Origin of the sequence: Aestuariimicrobium kwangyangense DSM 21549 (genome assembly GCF_000421525.1) — a bacterium.
In the GTDB taxonomy this organism is placed as follows: domain Bacteria; phylum Actinomycetota; class Actinomycetes; order Propionibacteriales; family Propionibacteriaceae; genus Aestuariimicrobium; species Aestuariimicrobium kwangyangense.
The window spans coordinates 595,459-611,323 of the sequence record NZ_ATXE01000001.1; the positions used below are offsets into that span (position 1 = coordinate 595,459).

Here is a 15,865-nt window from a genome sequence, read left to right on the forward strand (position 1 = left end):
GGCCCAACTTACCCAGCCGAGAAGTCACGCATGAATGAGGTGGCCTCGGTCGCCACCCTGCCGTCGGCCAGTTCGAGCAGGTGGTGCGCGAGCACCCGGACGTCCTCGGGGTCGTGCGTCACGAGCACTGCCGTGCAGCTGGCCAGACGTGCCCGGAGCACCGATCTCAGCTCCGGCAGAGCGGTGGCGTCGACGCCGGCGAAGGGCTCGTCGAGGAGCACCAGTCTCGGGTCGACGGCCAGCGCCCGGGCGATCGCCACCCGCTTGGCCTCGCCCCCACTCAACTGCCGGGGACGACGGTCGGCCAGACCGGACAAGCCGAGCGAGTCGAGTTCGGCCCTGGCCCGGTCGCGGGCGAACCGTCGGGAATGTCGGTGGGCGAGGGGGCCGTAGGCGACGTTGTCGAGCACTGAGAGGTGGGGGAACAGTCCTGTCGTCTGGCCCACCACCGCACAGCCCCGACGTTCGGGGGGCACCCACAGTCGTCGTCCCTGACCGATGCGCACCCAGCGACGCTCACCGAGCGCGATCTCCCCCTCGTCGGGCACGACCGAGCCCTGCAACAACTGCACGAGGGTCGACTTGCCGGCCCCATTGGGCCCGACCACGGCGGTGGTGAGCCCCGCCGGCAGGGTGAGGTCGAGCGCGACCCCTCGTGCGTTCACCACGGCCCGCACCCGCGCCGCGTCAGCCACGGTTCCCGCTCCAGCGGGAGGTGGCGACCACCAGCACCGCGGCCACGACCAGCAGCACCAGCGAGAGGGCAAGGGAGAGATCGGAATCGGACTCACGGAGCAGGTAGATCTCCAGCGGCAGGGTGCGGGTGACCCCCGGCAGGGAACCGGCGAAGGTGAGCGTGGCGCCGAACTCTCCCAGGGCGCGGGCGAAGGCCAGTGCCGCCGCGGCGCCGATGGAGGGGGCAGCCATCGGCACCGTGACCGTCAGGAACACCCGGAGGGGATTAGCTCCCAGACCCGCAGCCACGACCTCGTGGTGGGTGCCGGACGTCCGGAGCGCCGCCTCGAGCGAACCGATCATGAACGGCAGCGAGACGAACACCTGCGAGATGACCACTGCCGTGGTGGTGAACCCGATCTCGATCCCTGCGTGGGAGAGCGGACGGCCCACCACGCCCCAGCGGCCGAAGGTGGCCAGCAGGGCGAGTCCGGCGACCACCGGCGGCAGCACCATCGGCAGGCTGAAGAGGGTACGGGCCACCTGCACCCAGCGCCCGGTGGATCGGGCCAGCACCAGCGAGGTCGGTACTCCCAGCACCACCACGACCGCGGTGCTGACCAGGCAGGTGCCCAGACTCAGCCCGAGCGCCTGCTGTGCCTCGTGACCGGCCAGCAGTGAGGGCAGGCGCGCCCACGGGGCACGCACCACGAGCCCCAGCAGGGGCAGCCCGATCAGGGCAGCCGCGAGGCTGAACGCCAGCCAGGCGGTGCGGGGTGGTGGGGTGACGAGCGGTTCAGCCACCAGTGCCGAACCCCCGTTGGCGCAGCAGGGTCTGGCCCGTCGTGCCGGTGACGGCGGAGATGAACGCGTCCGCGACCGCAGGGTGGGGGGAGTCGGTGACGACGGCGATCCACAGGGTGGTGAGGTGTCGTTCCGCGCCGGGCAGGGGGACGACGCTCACCCGGTCGGTGCCGTCGGTGGTGTAGGCCAGCCCGGCATCGGCCTCGCCGGAGGCGACCTTGCCGACCACGTCGGCCACCTTGAGTTCCTGGGAGACGGGGCGGAGCGGGATCGACCGGTCGGCGGCGATCTGGGCGGCGGCTCGTCCGCAGGGAACCTCGGGCGCGCAGACGACGAGTTTGCGTCCCGTCAGGTCGGTGAGGTCCGTGATGGACAGGGGGTTGCCGCGGGCGACCACGATGGCCAACCGGTTGGTGGCGAACTGACGGGGTGTGCCGACCAGACCAGCCTTGACCGCGCGATCCATGGTGGTGCGGTCGGCCGTCGCGAGCACGTCGGCCGGGGCCCCGCCGGCGAGTTGGTCGACCAGACCCGAGGATCCGTCGAAGCTGAAGGTCGCGGGGGCCTGGGCTGCGTCCGAGATCTGCGGGAAGACGGTGGCCAACGACGACGCCGCGAAGACCGTGGCGGTGTTGGTCGTGGTAATGCCGCACCCCGCCAGGGTGACCGTGGCCAGCGCGAGCGCCGCCAGCACTGCGCCGCCCCTGCTGGTGTGGCGTGGTGCACGCGATCCAGAACCGTTCCGGGGCGAGGAATGCTGCCCACCCCGGGCAACATCGGCGTCCAGGGAGCGGCTTTGGATCGCCACGCCCGGCGCGCGGTCGGGGCGACTCACTCCGGTGCTCCTTCGAGCCCGACGTTGGTGGCCTTGATGACGGCGGTGGCGACGGACCCGACCTGCAGACCCAACTCTTTGACGGCCTCGGTCGAGATCAGGGAGACCACCCGGTTGGCGCCACACTGCAGTTCGACCTGGCTCATGACGGGGTCGCTCACCACCCGGGTGACGATCCCGGTGAGGTGGTTGCGGGCGGACCGCCGGTGGCTACCCGGGTCGAGGCCGTCCCGATCGAGGTCGGCAGCCAGGTCCTGGGCCAGTCGCGCCACGTCCGCCCCGTCGGCGACCAGTCGATTGGCCTCGTCGCGGTGGGCAGGCAGGCGGTCCTGGTCGACCCAGCGACGCACCGTGTCATCGCTGACGCCCAGCAGCGTCGCCACCTGTGAGATCCGAAGGTGCGGCATGAATGAAAGGTACCAGCCGCACCTGCGGAGGGAATGCGCGCCGCAAGCTGATCCGGCCGAGCCGCGGGTGGAGCCGGTGACCGCGCCTCCCTGCCCCGTGGCCGGTGCTGGCTCATCACTAGGATGAGTCCATGAGTCGAGCCCTCGTGATCACCTGCTCCGACCGCGCCCATGCCCAGGTCTACGAGGACAGGTCGGGGCCGATCCTGCGCGACGGGTTGCTCGGCCTGGGGTTCGAGGTCGACGCGGCGGTGATCGTGCCTGACGAGGTCGAGGCGATCAGGCAGGCCATCATCGACGGTGTCGAGTCCGGCGCCCGCGTGGTGATCACGACCGGAGGCACCGGCGTGGGACCGCGTGACGTGACGGTGCGGGCCACGCGCGACCTGCTCGACCAGGAGATCCCCGGTATCAGCGAGGCGATTCGCGCCGCCGGTGCCCACAAGACCCCGCAGGCGTGGTTGTCGAGCGGTCTGGCCGGAGTGGCTCGACGAGAGGGACGAGCGCCGGCGCTGGTGGTCAACGTTCCCGGCAGCCGGGGTGGTGCCCGTGATGCACTGACCGTGCTCGGTCCACTGCTGGGCCACGTGGTCGACCAACTCGACGGCGGCGACCACCCAGTGGACCCCGTCTGACAGTGGACCCCGTCTGACAGTGGACCCCGTCTGACCCGGAACCGCTCTGGCGCAACCCGTCCCGTCGGCCCGCTACTGGGAGGACGTGGCCGGTCGCTCCCAGTCGCCTGACTTGCCACCGGTCTTGGCGACCACCATCGCCCCGGTGATCTCGGTGAACCTGTCGACGCCCTTGACCATGTCGACCACCGCCAGCGCGGCCACCGTGGCGGCCGTGAGGGCCTCCATCTCGACGCCCGTGCGATCGGCCGTGCGCACGGTCGACCGCACCGACACGCCCTCGTCGGTCACCTCGAGGTCGACCACCACCCCGTGCACACCGATGACGTGGGCGAGCGGCAGCAGGTCGGGCACCCGCTTGGCGGCGGCGATCCCGGCCACGCGGGCCACGGCGAGCACGTCGCCCTTCGGAACCGTGCCGTCACGCAGGGCTGCCACCACTGCGGGCGAGGTGCGGACGAAGGCGACAGCCGTGGCGCTGCGCACGGTCGGTTGCTTGCCCGTGACGTCGACCATGCGCGCCTGGCCGCTGGCGTCGAGGTGGCTGAACTCGCTCATGGGCCCACCCTAGGACCGTGCAGAGGGAGCACCCCGACCAGGTCGCCGGCCTTCACCTCGGTCACCTGCTCGTCGACCACAACCAAGCAGTCTGCCAGGGCGAGGGAGGCCACCAGGTGCGACCCGGAGCCCAACCGGTGCACCGGCTCCACGCCCGAGTTGACGCGTCGGGCCGGCAGGTACTGGCGGCGGCCCGGTGGGCTGCGCCAGCCCTCGCTCGCCGGTAGGTCCACCCCGGGACGATCCCGCAGCCCGTCACCGGGCCAATCCGCAGGCCACCCACCGAGCTTGGCCACCAGGGGGCGGACGAACAACCAACTCGACACGAACACACTCACCGGGTTCCCGGGAAGACCGAGGAGGGGGACGCGTCGTCCGTCCGGCGCGGTGACCAGGCCGCAGGCCTGCGGCTTGCCCGGTTGCATGGCCACTCCGGTGAACGTGACCTCACCCTCGACCACCTGTCGGACCACCTCGAAGGCGCCCACGGAGACCCCGCCCGTGGTGACGACCAGGTCGCTGGCGGCGGTCGCCTCTGCCAGCGCGGCCCGCAGGGCCTGTGGGTCGTCGCCCACCCGCAGGACGGGGCCGAGGTCGGCGCCGAACGACGACAGCAGACCGGCGACCAGCGAGCTGTTGGAGTCCGGGATCTGCCCCGGGCCGAGGCGGTGGCCGGGTGCGACCAGCTCCGACCCGGTGGCGATGACCGACACCCGTGGGCGGGCCACCAGCCGAACCTGGCCATGACCCAGCGAGGCCGCGGACGAGGCTGCGCCGGGGGTCCAGCGCAGGCCGGCGGGGAGCACCACCTCGTTGACCTCGACGTCCTCTCCTCGCTGGCGCACGTGGCGGCCGGCGGGGACCGTCTCGTGCACGACGACGAAGGCCGGCAACGCCACATCACCCCAGGGCTGGTCGGTGAGTTCGACCGGCACCACGCAGTCGGCGCCGGGGGGCATCGGCGCACCGGTCATGATTCGTGCGGCCTCTCCCGGCCCGATCGACGACCACGACGTGGCCCCGGCGGGAATGTCACCCACCACCCTCAGCCGGGCTCCGGTGACCAGGTCGCACGAACGGACCGCGAAACCGTCCATCGCCGAGTTGTCGAAGGGAGGAACGGCCACCCGGGCCGAGACGTCATCGGCGAGCACCCGTCCCAGACCCTCGTCGATGGGGCACCACTGGGGAGGTAGCCGTTGGCCGAGGGCGAGCACCTGCTCGAGGTGGTCCTCGACGCTGAGCAGGGGGCTGCTCAACGCTGTCCCCTCGAGCGGAGCGGCAGTACGGACCAGCGGGCCGTCAATGCGTCGAGCACCATCACCCTCCCGACGAGCGGCTGGCCGACCCCGGCGAGCAGTTTGATCGCCTCGGTGGCCTGCAGTGACCCGATCTGGCCGACCATGGCGCCCAGCACGCCGATCTCGGTGGCGCGAGGGTAGTCGTCGGGGTGTGGCTCCTCGGGAATCAGGTCACGCAACCACAGCCGGTCGCCGTGCCTGTCGGGCACCCCGAACACCGAGCACTGGCCCTGCATGCCCACGGCGGTCGCCCAGACCAGCGGCCGACCCGCCCGGCGACAGGCATCGCTGATCATGAACTTGGCGTCGAAGGTGTCGCAGCAGTCGACCACCAGGTCGTAGCCGGCGAACAGGTCGGGGGCCTGATCGGCGCTCAGGTACTGCTCGAGCGCCTCGACCCGCACGTCGGGGTTCAGCAGTCGCAGCCGCTCGGCGGCCGATTCCGCCTTGTTGCGTCCCAGGTCGGTGTGCAGCACCTGCCGCTGCATGTTCTTGAGTTCGACGACGTCCCCGTCGACGATGCCGATCCGGCCCACGCCGGCGGCCGCGAGGTAGGGGAGGGCCGCCGAGCCCAGTCCTCCGGCGCCGATCACCAGGACGGACGAGGCCAACAGTCGCAGTTGCCCCGGCTCGCCGAGCCCGACCACTGAGGTGTTGCGCAGGTAACGCTCCCGCTGCACCTCGTCCAGCCCCGCCACCGGCGCCCCGTTCACGGGCATTCGGACCACTCGTGGCTACCGTCGGCCAGGTACTGCTTCTTCCAGATCGGCAGCCGGGCCTTCACCTCGTCGACCAGTTCACTGACCGCGGCGAACGCCTGCCCGCGGTGGGAGGCGGCGACGGCCACGTAGAGCGCCACGTCGCCCACCACCAGCGAACCCACGCGGTGCTCGGCCGAGATGGCGTGCACCCCTTGGCGACCGGCGAACTCGGCGACCACCTGGGCCATCACGTCGGACGCGGTGGGGTGGCCCAGGTAGTCGATCGAGGTGACGGCTCGTCCGTGGTCGTGGTTGCGGACGATGCCCGCGAACGTGGCCACCGCGCCCGCAGCCGGGTCGTCCACCTCGGCCAGCAGCCGGGCGGTGTCGATGGGGTGGTCGGTGACGCCGGACGAGCCGATGCGTGCCGTGGTGGGGGCCGCTGCCATCAGCTCGGCTTCGGGGCGTGCTTGCGGGCGTAGCGCCACCACGTGATCCCGATGCAGGCAACGGCCCAGCAGGCGCCGATGACGTAGAAGGCGGTGGCAGACATGATCGTCAAACCTACCCCGAACAGGAAGGGGCCGAACGCTGCGATCGCGGCGGTCCAGCCGATCACCCCGCCGGCCTGCCGGCGCTCGAAGATCATCGGCATCTGCTTGAAGGTCGAGGCGTTGCCGATGCCCGCGAACAGGAAGATGGCCAGCATGCCGCCCAGGAACAGGTTGAACCCGCTCTGCAGGCTCGCGGCCGACGAGGTGTCGGGGGTGAGGGAGGGAATGGTGACGATGATCGACACCAGGATTCCCAGTCCCGAGATGAGCGTCCAGATGGCACCGCCCATGCGGTCGGTGAGGGGTGAGAAGATCACGCGGGCGGCGGCACCGACCAGTGGCCCGAGGAAGACGAACTTCACGGGGTCGGGCACGTGGTAGCCCTCGATCAGCACCCGGGCGGCCGCGCCGGTTCCCTGGACGATGGCGGAGTTGCCACTGCCGTAGAGGTTGGCCATCAGCAGTCCGAACTGGGCCGACAGGCCCGAGAAGGTGCCGAAGGTCATGATGTAGAGCACCGTCATCCACCAGGTGTCCTGGTTGCGGAAGATGTCGAACTGCTGGCGGATGCTGGCCTTCACCGGCACGGACCGCAGCACGATCCACGCCCAGATGGCCACGCACACGATCAGCGGCACGTAGAAGAAGGCTGCGTTCTGGTACCAGACGTCGACCGGCTGTTGGCCGGGGCGCTTCATCGCCTGCGAGGCACCCAGGAAGCCGACCATCGAGAAGCCGATCATCCACGGGGTCAGCAGCTGCACGAGCGAGACACCGAAGTTGCCGATCCCGGCCTGCAGGCCCAGGGCGGTGCCCTGCATGCGCCGCGGGAAGAAGAACGAGGTCGAGGGCATGAATCCCGAGAAGGCGCCACCGCCGATACCGGCGAGGAAGCTCAGCGCGAGGAACTTCCAGTAGGGGGTCTGTCCGATGTGCTGCACCTCGACTCCCCAGCCCAGCATCGGCAGCAACAGCAGCAGGGTGGTGGCGGCCACCATCTTGCGGGTGCCGATCTTGGGTGGCAGCACCATCCAGAACAGGCGCAGCAGACCGGCCGACAGTCCCGGCATCGAGGCGAGCCAGTAGAGCTGTGACTTGGTGAACCCGAAGCCCAGCGCGTTCAGCTTCGGGATGATGGCGCTCGGCAGGAACCAGGCGACGAAGCAGAGGGTGAGGCTGACGGTGGTGACGATCAGGGTCTGCCAGGCGAGCGGCTTGTTCCAGCGCTGCTCGTCCTCCGGGTCCCAACTGGTCAGCCAGTCCCCCTGGGTGGCGGGTCGTGTGGTGGTGGTCATGGTGATGTCCTCGATTGTTCTCGTGAGGGGTTTCTCAGGTGGGTTCGATCTGGCCGGCAAGTTCGGGGGCTGCCCGGTGCAACATGCCGTGGATCGTCCACTGCATCCAGGCGCCGCAGCTCACGACCAGCACGAAGATGCAGAAGAAGGTGGACGAGGGAAAGCCTGACCACTGCTTGGAGTAGGCGAACAGGGGCGGCAGCACGAACCCGCCCAGGCCGCCGAGCATGCCGACCAGCCCTCCGACCGAGCCGACGTTGTCGGGGAAGTACTCGGGGATGTGCTTGAACACCGCCGCCTTGCCCAGACCCATCGCGCAGCCGAGCACGAAGACCAGGGCCACGAACGCCGGCAGCGCCATCCGGTAGGCGAGGTGTTCGGTCTGGGTGCCGTCGGGGTGGGCGATCACGATGTGCCCGTTCGGCATCATCAGGATCCCGGAGGTGATCGCCATCAGCACGAAGGTCAGGTACATCACGCGTCTGGCCCCGAAGCGGTCGGACAGCCACCCGCCGACCGGACGCAGCAGGCTGGCGGGGAAGATGAAGGTGGCGCTCAACAGTCCGGCGACGGTGAGCGACACGTCGAAGTTGTCGACGTAGTACTTCGGGAGCCAGGCCGACAGGGCGACGTAGACCCCGAACACGGCCACGTAGTAGAGGCTGAACCGCCACACCCGCACGTGCCTGAGCGGTTGCAGCATCTCGCGCACCGGCTTCGATCGGCCGGGCACGTGGTCGTGACGGGGCACGACCAGCAGGGTGATGATCCCGACGACGACCAGCAGCCCGGAGTAGATCACCGGCACCAGCCGCCAACCACCCTGGATGCCGAAGGCGAAGGTGGTGCCGGCGGTCGCGAGGATGAGCGGGGGTCCGATGAACTTGGTCACCGACGCGCCGACATTGCCGGCCCCGAAGACGCCCAGGGCCAGTCCCTTGCGCTCCTTGCCGAACCAGGCGGAGTTCCACGCGGTGCCGACCGAGAACAGGTTGCCGGCGAAGCCGACCAGGAAGGCGAGGACGAGCACGGCCCCGTAGCTCTCTGCCCGCGACACCAGGAAGGCCGGGACGGCGGTGGCGAAGATCAGCACCAGCGTGACCACGCGTCCGCCGAAGCGGTCGGCGAGGATGCCGGCTGGCAGTCGCCACAGCGAGCCGTTGAGCACGGCCAACGCAGAGATCCAGCTCAGTTGTTCGTCCGAGAGGCCCAGTTCCTTCTGGATGGGGATGCCGAGGATGCCGAACATCAGCCAGACGGCGAACATCAGCGTGAACGCGATGCTCGACATGGCCAGCACGCGGCCGGCCCCCCGCTGGGTGGGGACCACGGTTGCCTCGCTCATGTCAGCGGCGACGGTTGTCGGGCGTGCCGATCGGGTCCCAGCCACGGCCCTTGACGGTGGCCGACCGGCGGGCGCCGACCGCGTCACGGGAGCGGTAGACGATGTAGGGCCTGAACAGGTAGTGCACCGGGGCCGAGAAGGCGTGCACCAGCCGGGTGAACGGGATGCCCGCGATCAGCAGCAGGGCGATCACGACGTGAGCCTGGAACTGCCACGTCGAGGCGGCCATGGCGTCGACGTCAGGCTGGAAGGTGAACAGCGAGCGGAACCACACCGAGACGGTCTCGCGGTAGTTGTGCTCGGCTCCCGAGGGGGTGCGGCCACCGGTCAGGGTCGCGAACAGTCCGAGCCCGACGACCAGCGCCAGCACCAGGTACATGATCTTGTCGTTCCAGGTGGTGGCCCGGAACACGGCCGGCGTGCGGCGTCGCCGCCAGACGAGCAGCGCGAGGCCGAGCACCAGGCCCAGACCCGCCAGGCCGCCGCCGTAGAGGGCCCCGGCGTGGTAGTTGTGCTGGCTCAGCCCGATCCAGTCGGTGAACGACTTGGGCACCATCAACCCGACGACGTGTCCGCCGAAGACGGCCAGCAGTGAGAAGTGGAAGACGGGTGAGGCGATGCGCAGCAACTTCGACTCGTACAACTGGGACGACCGGGTCGTCCAGCCGAAGGCGTCGTACTGGCGCCTCCAGATGAGACCACCGACGAGCATCAGCAGCGTCAGGTAGGGCAGCACGCCCCACAGCAGCACCTTCACGGATCAGCTCCTCACGCTGGGATAGGGCAACAGCACGGGTTCGACGCCGACGCTCTCGGCGGGGGGCCCGGCCATCAGGGTGCGAACCTGCTCGCGGGTCTGCGGCGACTCCCCGCCGAGCTCATGGCAGATGGCGGCCACCAGGCCGGCGTGGGGGAGGGAGTCCTTCTCGAGGCCGATGCGCAGCAGTTCGAGACTGGCGCGGTAGCGGTTGAGGATGGCCCGTCCCAGCTCGGGGTGTCCGGTGGCGGCGAACTCCAGCACCATCGGCAGGTGGTCGGGGAGTTCACCGTCGAGGTCGACCAGCAGTCCGGAGTCGCGGTAGGTCTGCTTGATGCTGGCCAACACCTCGCCGCGGCGACGGGTGTCCCCGTCGGTCCAGTAGGTCAGGTGCAGGGCGTGACGGCGGGAGAGGTCGAACTCCTGCACGTGCCACGACTGCAGTTCCATCAGCGGCAGCCGACGCAGGTGGGCCAGCGTCTCGGCGAAGAACTCGCGTGCCCCCACCTCGGTGACCGCCTCGTCGATCAGGTCGAGGTTGTCGATCATGGCCTGGTCGGGGTAGTCGAGCAGCAGGCCAGCGGCCCGGAACACGACAGCGCTGCGGCGTTGGGCGTCGATGGGTGAGTGCTGGCTCGTGGCGGACTTCGCCATCACGCCCCGCTCTCGTCGCGCTGGCGCGCCTTGGCGTCGGCGTACGACTCGATCGCGACCGGCACCACCCGACCGGACGAGGACCCGAACGGCCCCTCACCACCCGAACCGGGACCGCCCTCGAAGTCGAGCGAGCAGCCCATCTCCTCGAGGTTGTGGGCCTGTTCGCGGTGGGCCTTGGGAATGACGTAACGGTCCTCGTACTTGGCGATGGCCAGCAGTCGGTACATCTGTTCCATGGCAGCGGGCTCCATGCCCACGGCCCGCGCCAGTTCCGGCTGGCGATCACGCCCGAGGGTGACGTCGCGCATGTAGGAACGCATCGCCGCCAACTTCTGCAGCACCCCGCGGACGACCTCGACGTCACCGGCCGAGAACAGTTCGGCCAGGTACTCCAGCGGGATCCGCAACGAATCGATGGCCCCGAACAAGTTGCCCCCGGCCTCGGAGTCGTGACCCTGCGCCTTCAGCAGGTCGACGACCGGCGACAGCGGCGGCACGTACCAGACCATCGGCATCGTCCGGTACTCGGGGTGCAGCGGGAGGGCGACCTTGAAGTGCTTGATCAGTGCGTAGACCGGGGAGCGCTGGGCGGCCCGGATCCAGTCCGTGGGCACGTCGTTGGCCTGGGCGTCGGCGATCACCTGCGGGTCGTTGGGGTCGAGCATCAGCTCGAGTTGTGCCTCGTAGAGGTCCTTGTCGTCGGCCAGGGCGGCCTCGGTGACGCGGTCGGCGTCGTAGAGGATGATGCCGATGTAACGCAGTCGTCCCACGCAGGTCTCGGAACAGACCGTCGGCAGACCCACCTCGAGGCGGGGGTAGCAGAAGGTGCACTTCTCTGCCTTGCCCGAGCGGTGGTTGAAGTAGATCTTCTTGTAGGGGCAGCCGGTGATGCACTGGCGCCAACCGCGGCACTTGTCCTGGTCGACGAGCACGATGCCGTCCTCGGCGCGCTTGTAGATGGCGCCCGAGGGGCAGGAGGCCATGCACGAGGGGTTGAGGCAGTGCTCGCAGATGCGCGGCACGTAGAACATGAAGGTCTTCTCGTACTCGAGCTTGATCTGCAGGTTCGCCTCGTCGCGAAGCTTCCTCAGGATCGGGTCGGACTCGGCGGTGGCGCCGACGCCGCCCAGCGCGTCGTCCCAGTTTGCCGAGGCCTTGATCTGCAGGTCGTCGCCGGTGATCAACGACTTGGGACGGGCCACCGGGAAGTCGTCGCCCAGCGGTGCCTGCACCAGGTTCTCGTAGTCGTAGGTCCACGGCTCGTAGTAGTCACTGATCTCGGGCTGCACCGGTGAGGCGAAGATGCTGATCAGCTTCTTGAACCGCCCTCCGGAGCGCAGCTTGAGGCGTCCCGAGCGGGTCCGGACCCAGCCCCCCTGCCACTTGTCCTGGTCCTCGTAGCTGCGCGGATACCCCTGCCCGGGTCGGGTCTCGACGTTGTTGAACCAGACGTACTCGGTGCCGGCCCGGTTCGTCCAGGCCTGCTTGCAGGTGACCGAGCAGGTGTGGCACCCGATGCACTTGTCGAGGTTCATCACCATGGCCACCTGGGCCATCACGCGACGTGGCTTGGTCGCCATCAGTACTGAACCTCCTGGGAGCGGCGGCGCACGGTCGAGACGATGTCTCGCTGCACGCCGGTGGGGCCGATGTAGTTGAAGGCATAGGCCTGGTGGGCGTAGCCGCCGATGAGGTGGGTGGGCTTGAGCAGGATGCGGGTCACCGAGTTGTGGATGCCCCCGCGTCGGCCCGTCGCCTCGGACTTGGGCACGTCGATCGTCCGCTCCTGGGCGTGTTGCACGTAGCAGATGCCGTCGGGCAGTTTCGAGGTGACGACCGCGCGGGCGACGAACACGCCGTTGGCATTGGTGAGCTCGATCCAGTCGTTGTCGGCCACCCCGATCGAGGCGGCGTCGGCGACGCTCAGCCACGCCTGGGGGCCCCCTCGTCCGAGGCTCAGCATGAACAGGTTGTCCTGGTACTCGGAGTGGATCGACCACTTGTTGTGCACCGTCAGGTAACGCACGGTGATCGCCTTCTCACCGGTCGGGCCCAGCTCGGGTTCCCCGTAGGCCCGCCGCATGTCCAGGGGTGGACGGAAGATCGGCAACTGTTCGCCTGCGTCGATCATCCAGTCGTGGTCGAGGAAGAAGTGCATCCGGCCCGACAGGGTGTGCCACGGCTTGAGCCGCTCGGTGTTGATGGTGAAGGCGGCGTAGCGGCGTCCACCGGTCTCCGACCCCGACCACTCCGGTGAGGTGATCACCGGCTGGGGGCTGGCCTGGGTCTGGGCGAAGGTGATCAGCTTCTCCTCCGAGCCCGCGGCCAGGTCGACCAGGGATCGTCCGGTCTTGTGTTCGAGGGTGCGGAACCCCTGGGTGGCCAGTTCGCCGTTGGTGGTGCCCGAGAAGGTCAGGATGGCCTCGGCCAGCCGCTGGTCGGTGTTGATGGCCGGACGACCCGCCGCAGGTCCCGACGGGTACACGCCGTGGAGCTTGCCCAGTCGCTGCACCTGGTGGGTGACGTCGTAGGTGATGTTCTTGGTGGTGAACCCGAGCTTCTCGGCCAGCGGTCCGACCGTGAGCAGCTTGTCGGCGATCGCGGTGTAGTCACGTTCGACGACCTGCAGCACCGGCAGGTTCTTCCCGGGGACGGCCGGCAGGTCGGTGTCGAGCCATTCGGGCACCCGACCGCCGGGTTGGGCGATCTGGCCGGGGGTGTCGTGCTGCAGTGCGACCGCCACCAGGTCGCGGCGGGTGTCGAGCCGTCCCTTGGCCAGTTCGGACAGCTTGAGGGCCAGTTCGGTGAAGACGTCGAAGTCGCTCTTGGTCTCCCACGGCGGGTCGATGGCCGGGGTGAAGGCGTGCACGAACGGGTGCATGTCGGTCGACGAGAGGTCGTGCTTCTCGTACCAGGTGGCGGCCGGCAACACGATGTCGCTGAGCAGGGTCGAGCTGGTCATGCGGAAGTCGGCGGTGATCAGCAGGTCGAGCTTGCCCTCGGGCGCCTCGTCGTGCCAGACGACGTGCTCGGGTCGCAGGTCTGCTCCGTAACCGTTCTCCATCACGTTGTTGTGGGTGCCGAGCAGGTGCTTGAGGAAGTACTCGTTGCCCTTGGCCGAGCTGCCGAACAGGTTCGAGCGCCACAGGATCATGGTGCGTGGCCAGTTCTGGGGGGCGTCCACGTCCTCGACCGAACTGCGCAGCGTTCGGTTCTTCAGCTGTGCGGCCACCCACGCCTGCGGGGTCTCTGCCTCGCCGCGTTCGACGGCCGCGGCGGCCTCGTCGGCGAGGTCGAGGGGGTTGCGGTCGAACTGGGGGTAGAAGGGCATCCATCCCAGCCGGTGCGACAGCGCCACGGCATCGGCGGTGTGCAGCCCGTCGAGCTTGCCGGTCGACAACGGCGACTTCACCGAGTCGGACGAGAACCCGTCGGTGCGCCACTGGTCGGTGTGCATGTACCAGTAGGCGGTGCCGATCATGGTGCGCGGGGGCCTGCTCCAGTCGAGTGCGTTGGCCATGTTGAACCAGCCGGTCATGGGTCGGCACTTCTCCTGGCCGACGTAGTGGGCCCAGCCGCCACCGTTGCGACCGATGCAGCCGGTCATCATCAACAGGGCGATGATGGCCCGGTAGGTGACGTCGGCGTGGAACCAGTGGCAGATGCCCGCACCGATGATGATCATGGTGCGCCCCTTCGACTCGGCCGAGTTGGCGGCGAACTCGCGGGCGATGCGCAGGCAGGCCTCGGCGGGCACCGAGGTGATCTCGGCCTGCCAGGCCGGGGTGTAGGGCACCGATGCGTCGTCGTAGTCGGCGGGCCAGACACCGGGAAGGCCGGGGCGTCCCACCCCGTACTGGGCGAGCATCAGGTCGAACACGGTCGTGACCAACTGGCCGTCGATGACGGTGGCGGGCACCCCACGACGGATGATCGTGCCCTCACCCTTGGCGTCCTCGAAACAGGGCAGGGCGATCTCGACGGCGCGTGTGTCGGGTTGGTCGATCAGGCTGAGGGCCGGCTGCAGGTCGCCGAGCTCGAGGTTCCACTGGCCCGCACCGTCCTCGGAGTAGCGGTCGCCCATGGTGCCGTTCGGCACCACCGGTGAGTGGCGGGCGGTGTCGTACATGACCGTGCGGAAGGAGGCATCGCTGCGGTGTGCCTCGGCGGGCAGGTCGGCAGCGGTCAGGAACTTGCCGGCCGTCAGCCCATGGCCCTCGGGGTGTTCGACGAGGGTCACCAGCATGCCGAGGTCGGTGTACTGCTTGACGTAGTCGGTGAAGTAGTCGACCGACCCGTCGACGAAGTTCTCCTTGAGGATGACGTGCCCCATGGCCATCGCCAGGGCCGCGTCGGTACCGGCCTGGGCGGGCAGCCACTCGTCGGCGAACTTCACGTTGTCGGCGTAGTCGGGGCTGACGGCGACCACCTTGGTGCCGCGGTAGCGCACCTCGGCCATCCAGTGGGCGTCGGGCGTGCGCGTGACCGGGACGTTGGAGCCCCACATCATCAGGTAGGTGGCGTCCCACCAGTCACCCGACTCGGGTACGTCGGTCTGGTCACCGAAGACCTGCGGGCTGGCCACCGGAAGGTCGGCGTACCAGTCGTAGAAGCTGGTCATGGCCCCACCGATCAGGTGGGTGAAGCGGGTGCCGATGGCGTGGCTGACCATGCTCATGGCCGGGATCGGCGAGAACGAGACGCAGCGGTCGGGTCCGTAGTTCTTGATGGTGTTGACATAGCTTGCGGCCGCGATCTCGACGGCCTCCTGCCAGCTGATGCGCACCAGTCCGCCCTTGCCGCGGGCTCGCTGGTAGCGGCGACGCTTCTCGGGGTCGGTCGAGACCTCGCGGAAGGCCTCGACGGGGTCGCCGAGGCGGGCCTTCGCCTCGCGGTACATCTCGATCAGCACCCCGCGGCCGTAGGGGTAGCGCACCCGGGTCGGGGAGTAGGTGTACCACGAGAAGGCGGCCCCGCGGGGGCAGCCGCGGGGCTCGTACTCGGGACGATCGGGACCGTTGGTGGGGTAGTCGGTCTGCTGCGACTCCCAGGTGATGATCCCGTCCTTGACGTAGACCTTCCAGGAGCATGATCCGGTGCAGTTCACCCCGTGGGTCGAGCGGACCACCTTGTCGTGGCTCCACCGGTCGCGGTAGAAGACGTCACCGGCTCGGCCGCCCTCGCGGAAGACGGCCCGACCGTCGTCCGTCTCGTCCCAACGACTGAAGAACCTGCCCAGTTTCAGCAGGGCATCCGAGGCAGGTCCGTCGATCCGGGCGGGTGAACTCATGCCGAGATTCAAGCATGCCCGCTCAGGTTTCCACCGGCGGAGGGGGTAAAT

Annotated in this window: 15 protein-coding genes; 1 reads left to right on the forward strand and 14 read right to left on the reverse strand. The window is 69.1% G+C overall.

The window, feature by feature from the left end; all coding sequences use genetic code 11:
- Nucleotides 1-8: 8 nt before the first annotated feature.
- From H507_RS14255 to H507_RS0102640, 4 genes are all read right to left on the reverse strand, one after another.
- A complete protein-coding gene (locus H507_RS14255) occupies nt 9-695 on the reverse strand; it encodes an ATP-binding cassette domain-containing protein (RefSeq protein ID WP_022909172.1) in 687 nt (228 codons plus the stop codon).
- Nucleotides 688-1,479 carry an ABC transporter permease gene (locus H507_RS0102630; RefSeq protein WP_022909173.1) on the reverse strand — a complete coding sequence of 264 codons (792 nt, stop codon included), beginning with the start codon at nt 1,477-1,479 and terminating at the stop codon, nt 688-690. The genes H507_RS14255 and H507_RS0102630 overlap by 8 nt, the downstream gene beginning before the upstream one ends.
- Nucleotides 1,472-2,173 (reverse strand): molybdate ABC transporter substrate-binding protein, encoded by a 702-nt coding sequence (gene modA, locus H507_RS14260; protein WP_022909174.1) that lies wholly within the window; start codon nt 2,171-2,173, stop codon nt 1,472-1,474. Before modA ends, H507_RS0102630 begins: the two co-directional genes overlap by 8 nt.
- A gap of 137 nt (nt 2,174-2,310) precedes the next feature.
- The gene (locus H507_RS0102640; protein ID WP_022909175.1) at nt 2,311-2,721 is read right to left on the reverse strand and encodes a TOBE domain-containing protein; all 411 of its coding nucleotides are present in this window, start codon (nt 2,719-2,721) and stop codon (nt 2,311-2,313) included.
- 131 nt (nt 2,722-2,852) lie between these two features.
- On the opposite strand from H507_RS0102640, the gene H507_RS0102645 reads away from it, so the two are divergent.
- A complete protein-coding gene (locus tag H507_RS0102645) occupies nt 2,853-3,356 on the forward strand; it encodes a MogA/MoaB family molybdenum cofactor biosynthesis protein (RefSeq protein ID WP_022909176.1) in 504 nt (167 codons plus the stop codon).
- 72 nt (nt 3,357-3,428) lie between these two features.
- Here H507_RS0102645 and moaC read toward each other — a convergent pair whose 3' ends face one another.
- The 10 genes from moaC to H507_RS0102695 are packed head-to-tail and all read right to left on the reverse strand — an operon-like array spanning nt 3,429 to nt 15,814.
- Nucleotides 3,429-3,914 (reverse strand): cyclic pyranopterin monophosphate synthase MoaC, encoded by a 486-nt coding sequence (gene moaC, locus H507_RS0102650; protein ID WP_022909177.1) that lies wholly within the window; start codon nt 3,912-3,914, stop codon nt 3,429-3,431.
- Complete coding sequence (locus H507_RS0102655; protein WP_022909178.1) at nt 3,911-5,173, reverse strand: molybdopterin molybdotransferase MoeA; 1,263 nt, start codon at nt 5,171-5,173, stop codon at nt 3,911-3,913. The genes moaC and H507_RS0102655 overlap by 4 nt, the downstream gene beginning before the upstream one ends.
- The gene (locus H507_RS14265; protein WP_022909179.1) at nt 5,170-5,934 is read right to left on the reverse strand and encodes a HesA/MoeB/ThiF family protein; all 765 of its coding nucleotides are present in this window, start codon (nt 5,932-5,934) and stop codon (nt 5,170-5,172) included. The genes H507_RS0102655 and H507_RS14265 overlap by 4 nt, the downstream gene beginning before the upstream one ends.
- Nucleotides 5,925-6,365, reverse strand: a complete 441-nt coding sequence (locus tag H507_RS0102665; RefSeq protein WP_022909180.1) for a molybdenum cofactor biosynthesis protein MoaE — start codon at nt 6,363-6,365, stop codon at nt 5,925-5,927. The genes H507_RS14265 and H507_RS0102665 overlap by 10 nt, the downstream gene beginning before the upstream one ends.
- Entirely contained in the window at nt 6,365-7,765 is a 1,401-nt protein-coding gene (locus H507_RS0102670; protein WP_022909181.1) for an MFS transporter, read from the reverse strand. The genes H507_RS0102665 and H507_RS0102670 overlap by 1 nt, the downstream gene beginning before the upstream one ends.
- Nucleotides 7,766-7,799: 34 nt before the next feature.
- The gene (locus H507_RS14270; RefSeq protein WP_040437374.1) at nt 7,800-9,110 is read right to left on the reverse strand and encodes an MFS transporter; all 1,311 of its coding nucleotides are present in this window, start codon (nt 9,108-9,110) and stop codon (nt 7,800-7,802) included.
- A gap of 1 nt (nt 9,111) precedes the next feature.
- Nucleotides 9,112-9,867 carry a respiratory nitrate reductase subunit gamma gene (gene narI / locus H507_RS17785; RefSeq protein WP_022909183.1) on the reverse strand — a complete coding sequence of 252 codons (756 nt, stop codon included), beginning with the start codon at nt 9,865-9,867 and terminating at the stop codon, nt 9,112-9,114.
- A 3-nt stretch (nt 9,868-9,870) separates the two neighbouring features.
- Nucleotides 9,871-10,521, reverse strand: a complete 651-nt coding sequence (narJ, locus tag H507_RS17790) for a nitrate reductase molybdenum cofactor assembly chaperone (protein ID WP_022909184.1) — start codon at nt 10,519-10,521, stop codon at nt 9,871-9,873.
- Nucleotides 10,521-12,104: a nitrate reductase subunit beta gene (gene narH, locus H507_RS14280; protein WP_022909185.1), complete on the reverse strand. Its 1,584-nt coding sequence runs from the start codon at nt 12,102-12,104 to the stop codon at nt 10,521-10,523. The genes narJ and narH overlap by 1 nt, the downstream gene beginning before the upstream one ends.
- Nucleotides 12,104-15,814, reverse strand: coding sequence for a nitrate reductase subunit alpha (locus H507_RS0102695; protein WP_022909186.1), 3,711 nt, complete (start codon nt 15,812-15,814; stop codon nt 12,104-12,106). Before H507_RS0102695 ends, narH begins: the two co-directional genes overlap by 1 nt.
- Between the last annotated feature and the right edge of the window lie 51 nt (nt 15,815-15,865).

Bases quoted from the DNA above. Each gene is read 5' to 3' on its own strand.
- H507_RS0102640 (WP_022909175.1), bottom strand. From the start codon at position 2,721: ATGCCGCACCTTCGGATCTCACAGGTGGCGACGCTGCTGGGCGTCAGC.
- H507_RS0102645 (WP_022909176.1), top strand. From the start codon at position 2,853: ATGAGTCGAGCCCTCGTGATCACCTGCTCCGACCGCGCCCATGCCCAG.
- moaC (WP_022909177.1), bottom strand. From the start codon at position 3,914: ATGAGCGAGTTCAGCCACCTCGACGCCAGCGGCCAGGCGCGCATGGTC.
- H507_RS14265 (WP_022909179.1), bottom strand. From the start codon at position 5,934: ATGCCCGTGAACGGGGCGCCGGTGGCGGGGCTGGACGAGGTGCAGCGG.
- H507_RS0102665 (WP_022909180.1), bottom strand. From the start codon at position 6,365: ATGGCAGCGGCCCCCACCACGGCACGCATCGGCTCGTCCGGCGTCACC.
- H507_RS0102670 (WP_022909181.1), bottom strand. From the start codon at position 7,765: ATGACCACCACCACACGACCCGCCACCCAGGGGGACTGGCTGACCAGT.
- H507_RS14270 (WP_040437374.1), bottom strand. From the start codon at position 9,110: ATGAGCGAGGCAACCGTGGTCCCCACCCAGCGGGGGGCCGGCCGCGTG.
- narJ (WP_022909184.1), bottom strand. From the start codon at position 10,521: ATGGCGAAGTCCGCCACGAGCCAGCACTCACCCATCGACGCCCAACGC.
- narH (WP_022909185.1), bottom strand. From the start codon at position 12,104: ATGGCGACCAAGCCACGTCGCGTGATGGCCCAGGTGGCCATGGTGATG.
- H507_RS0102695 (WP_022909186.1), bottom strand. From the start codon at position 15,814: ATGAGTTCACCCGCCCGGATCGACGGACCTGCCTCGGATGCCCTGCTG.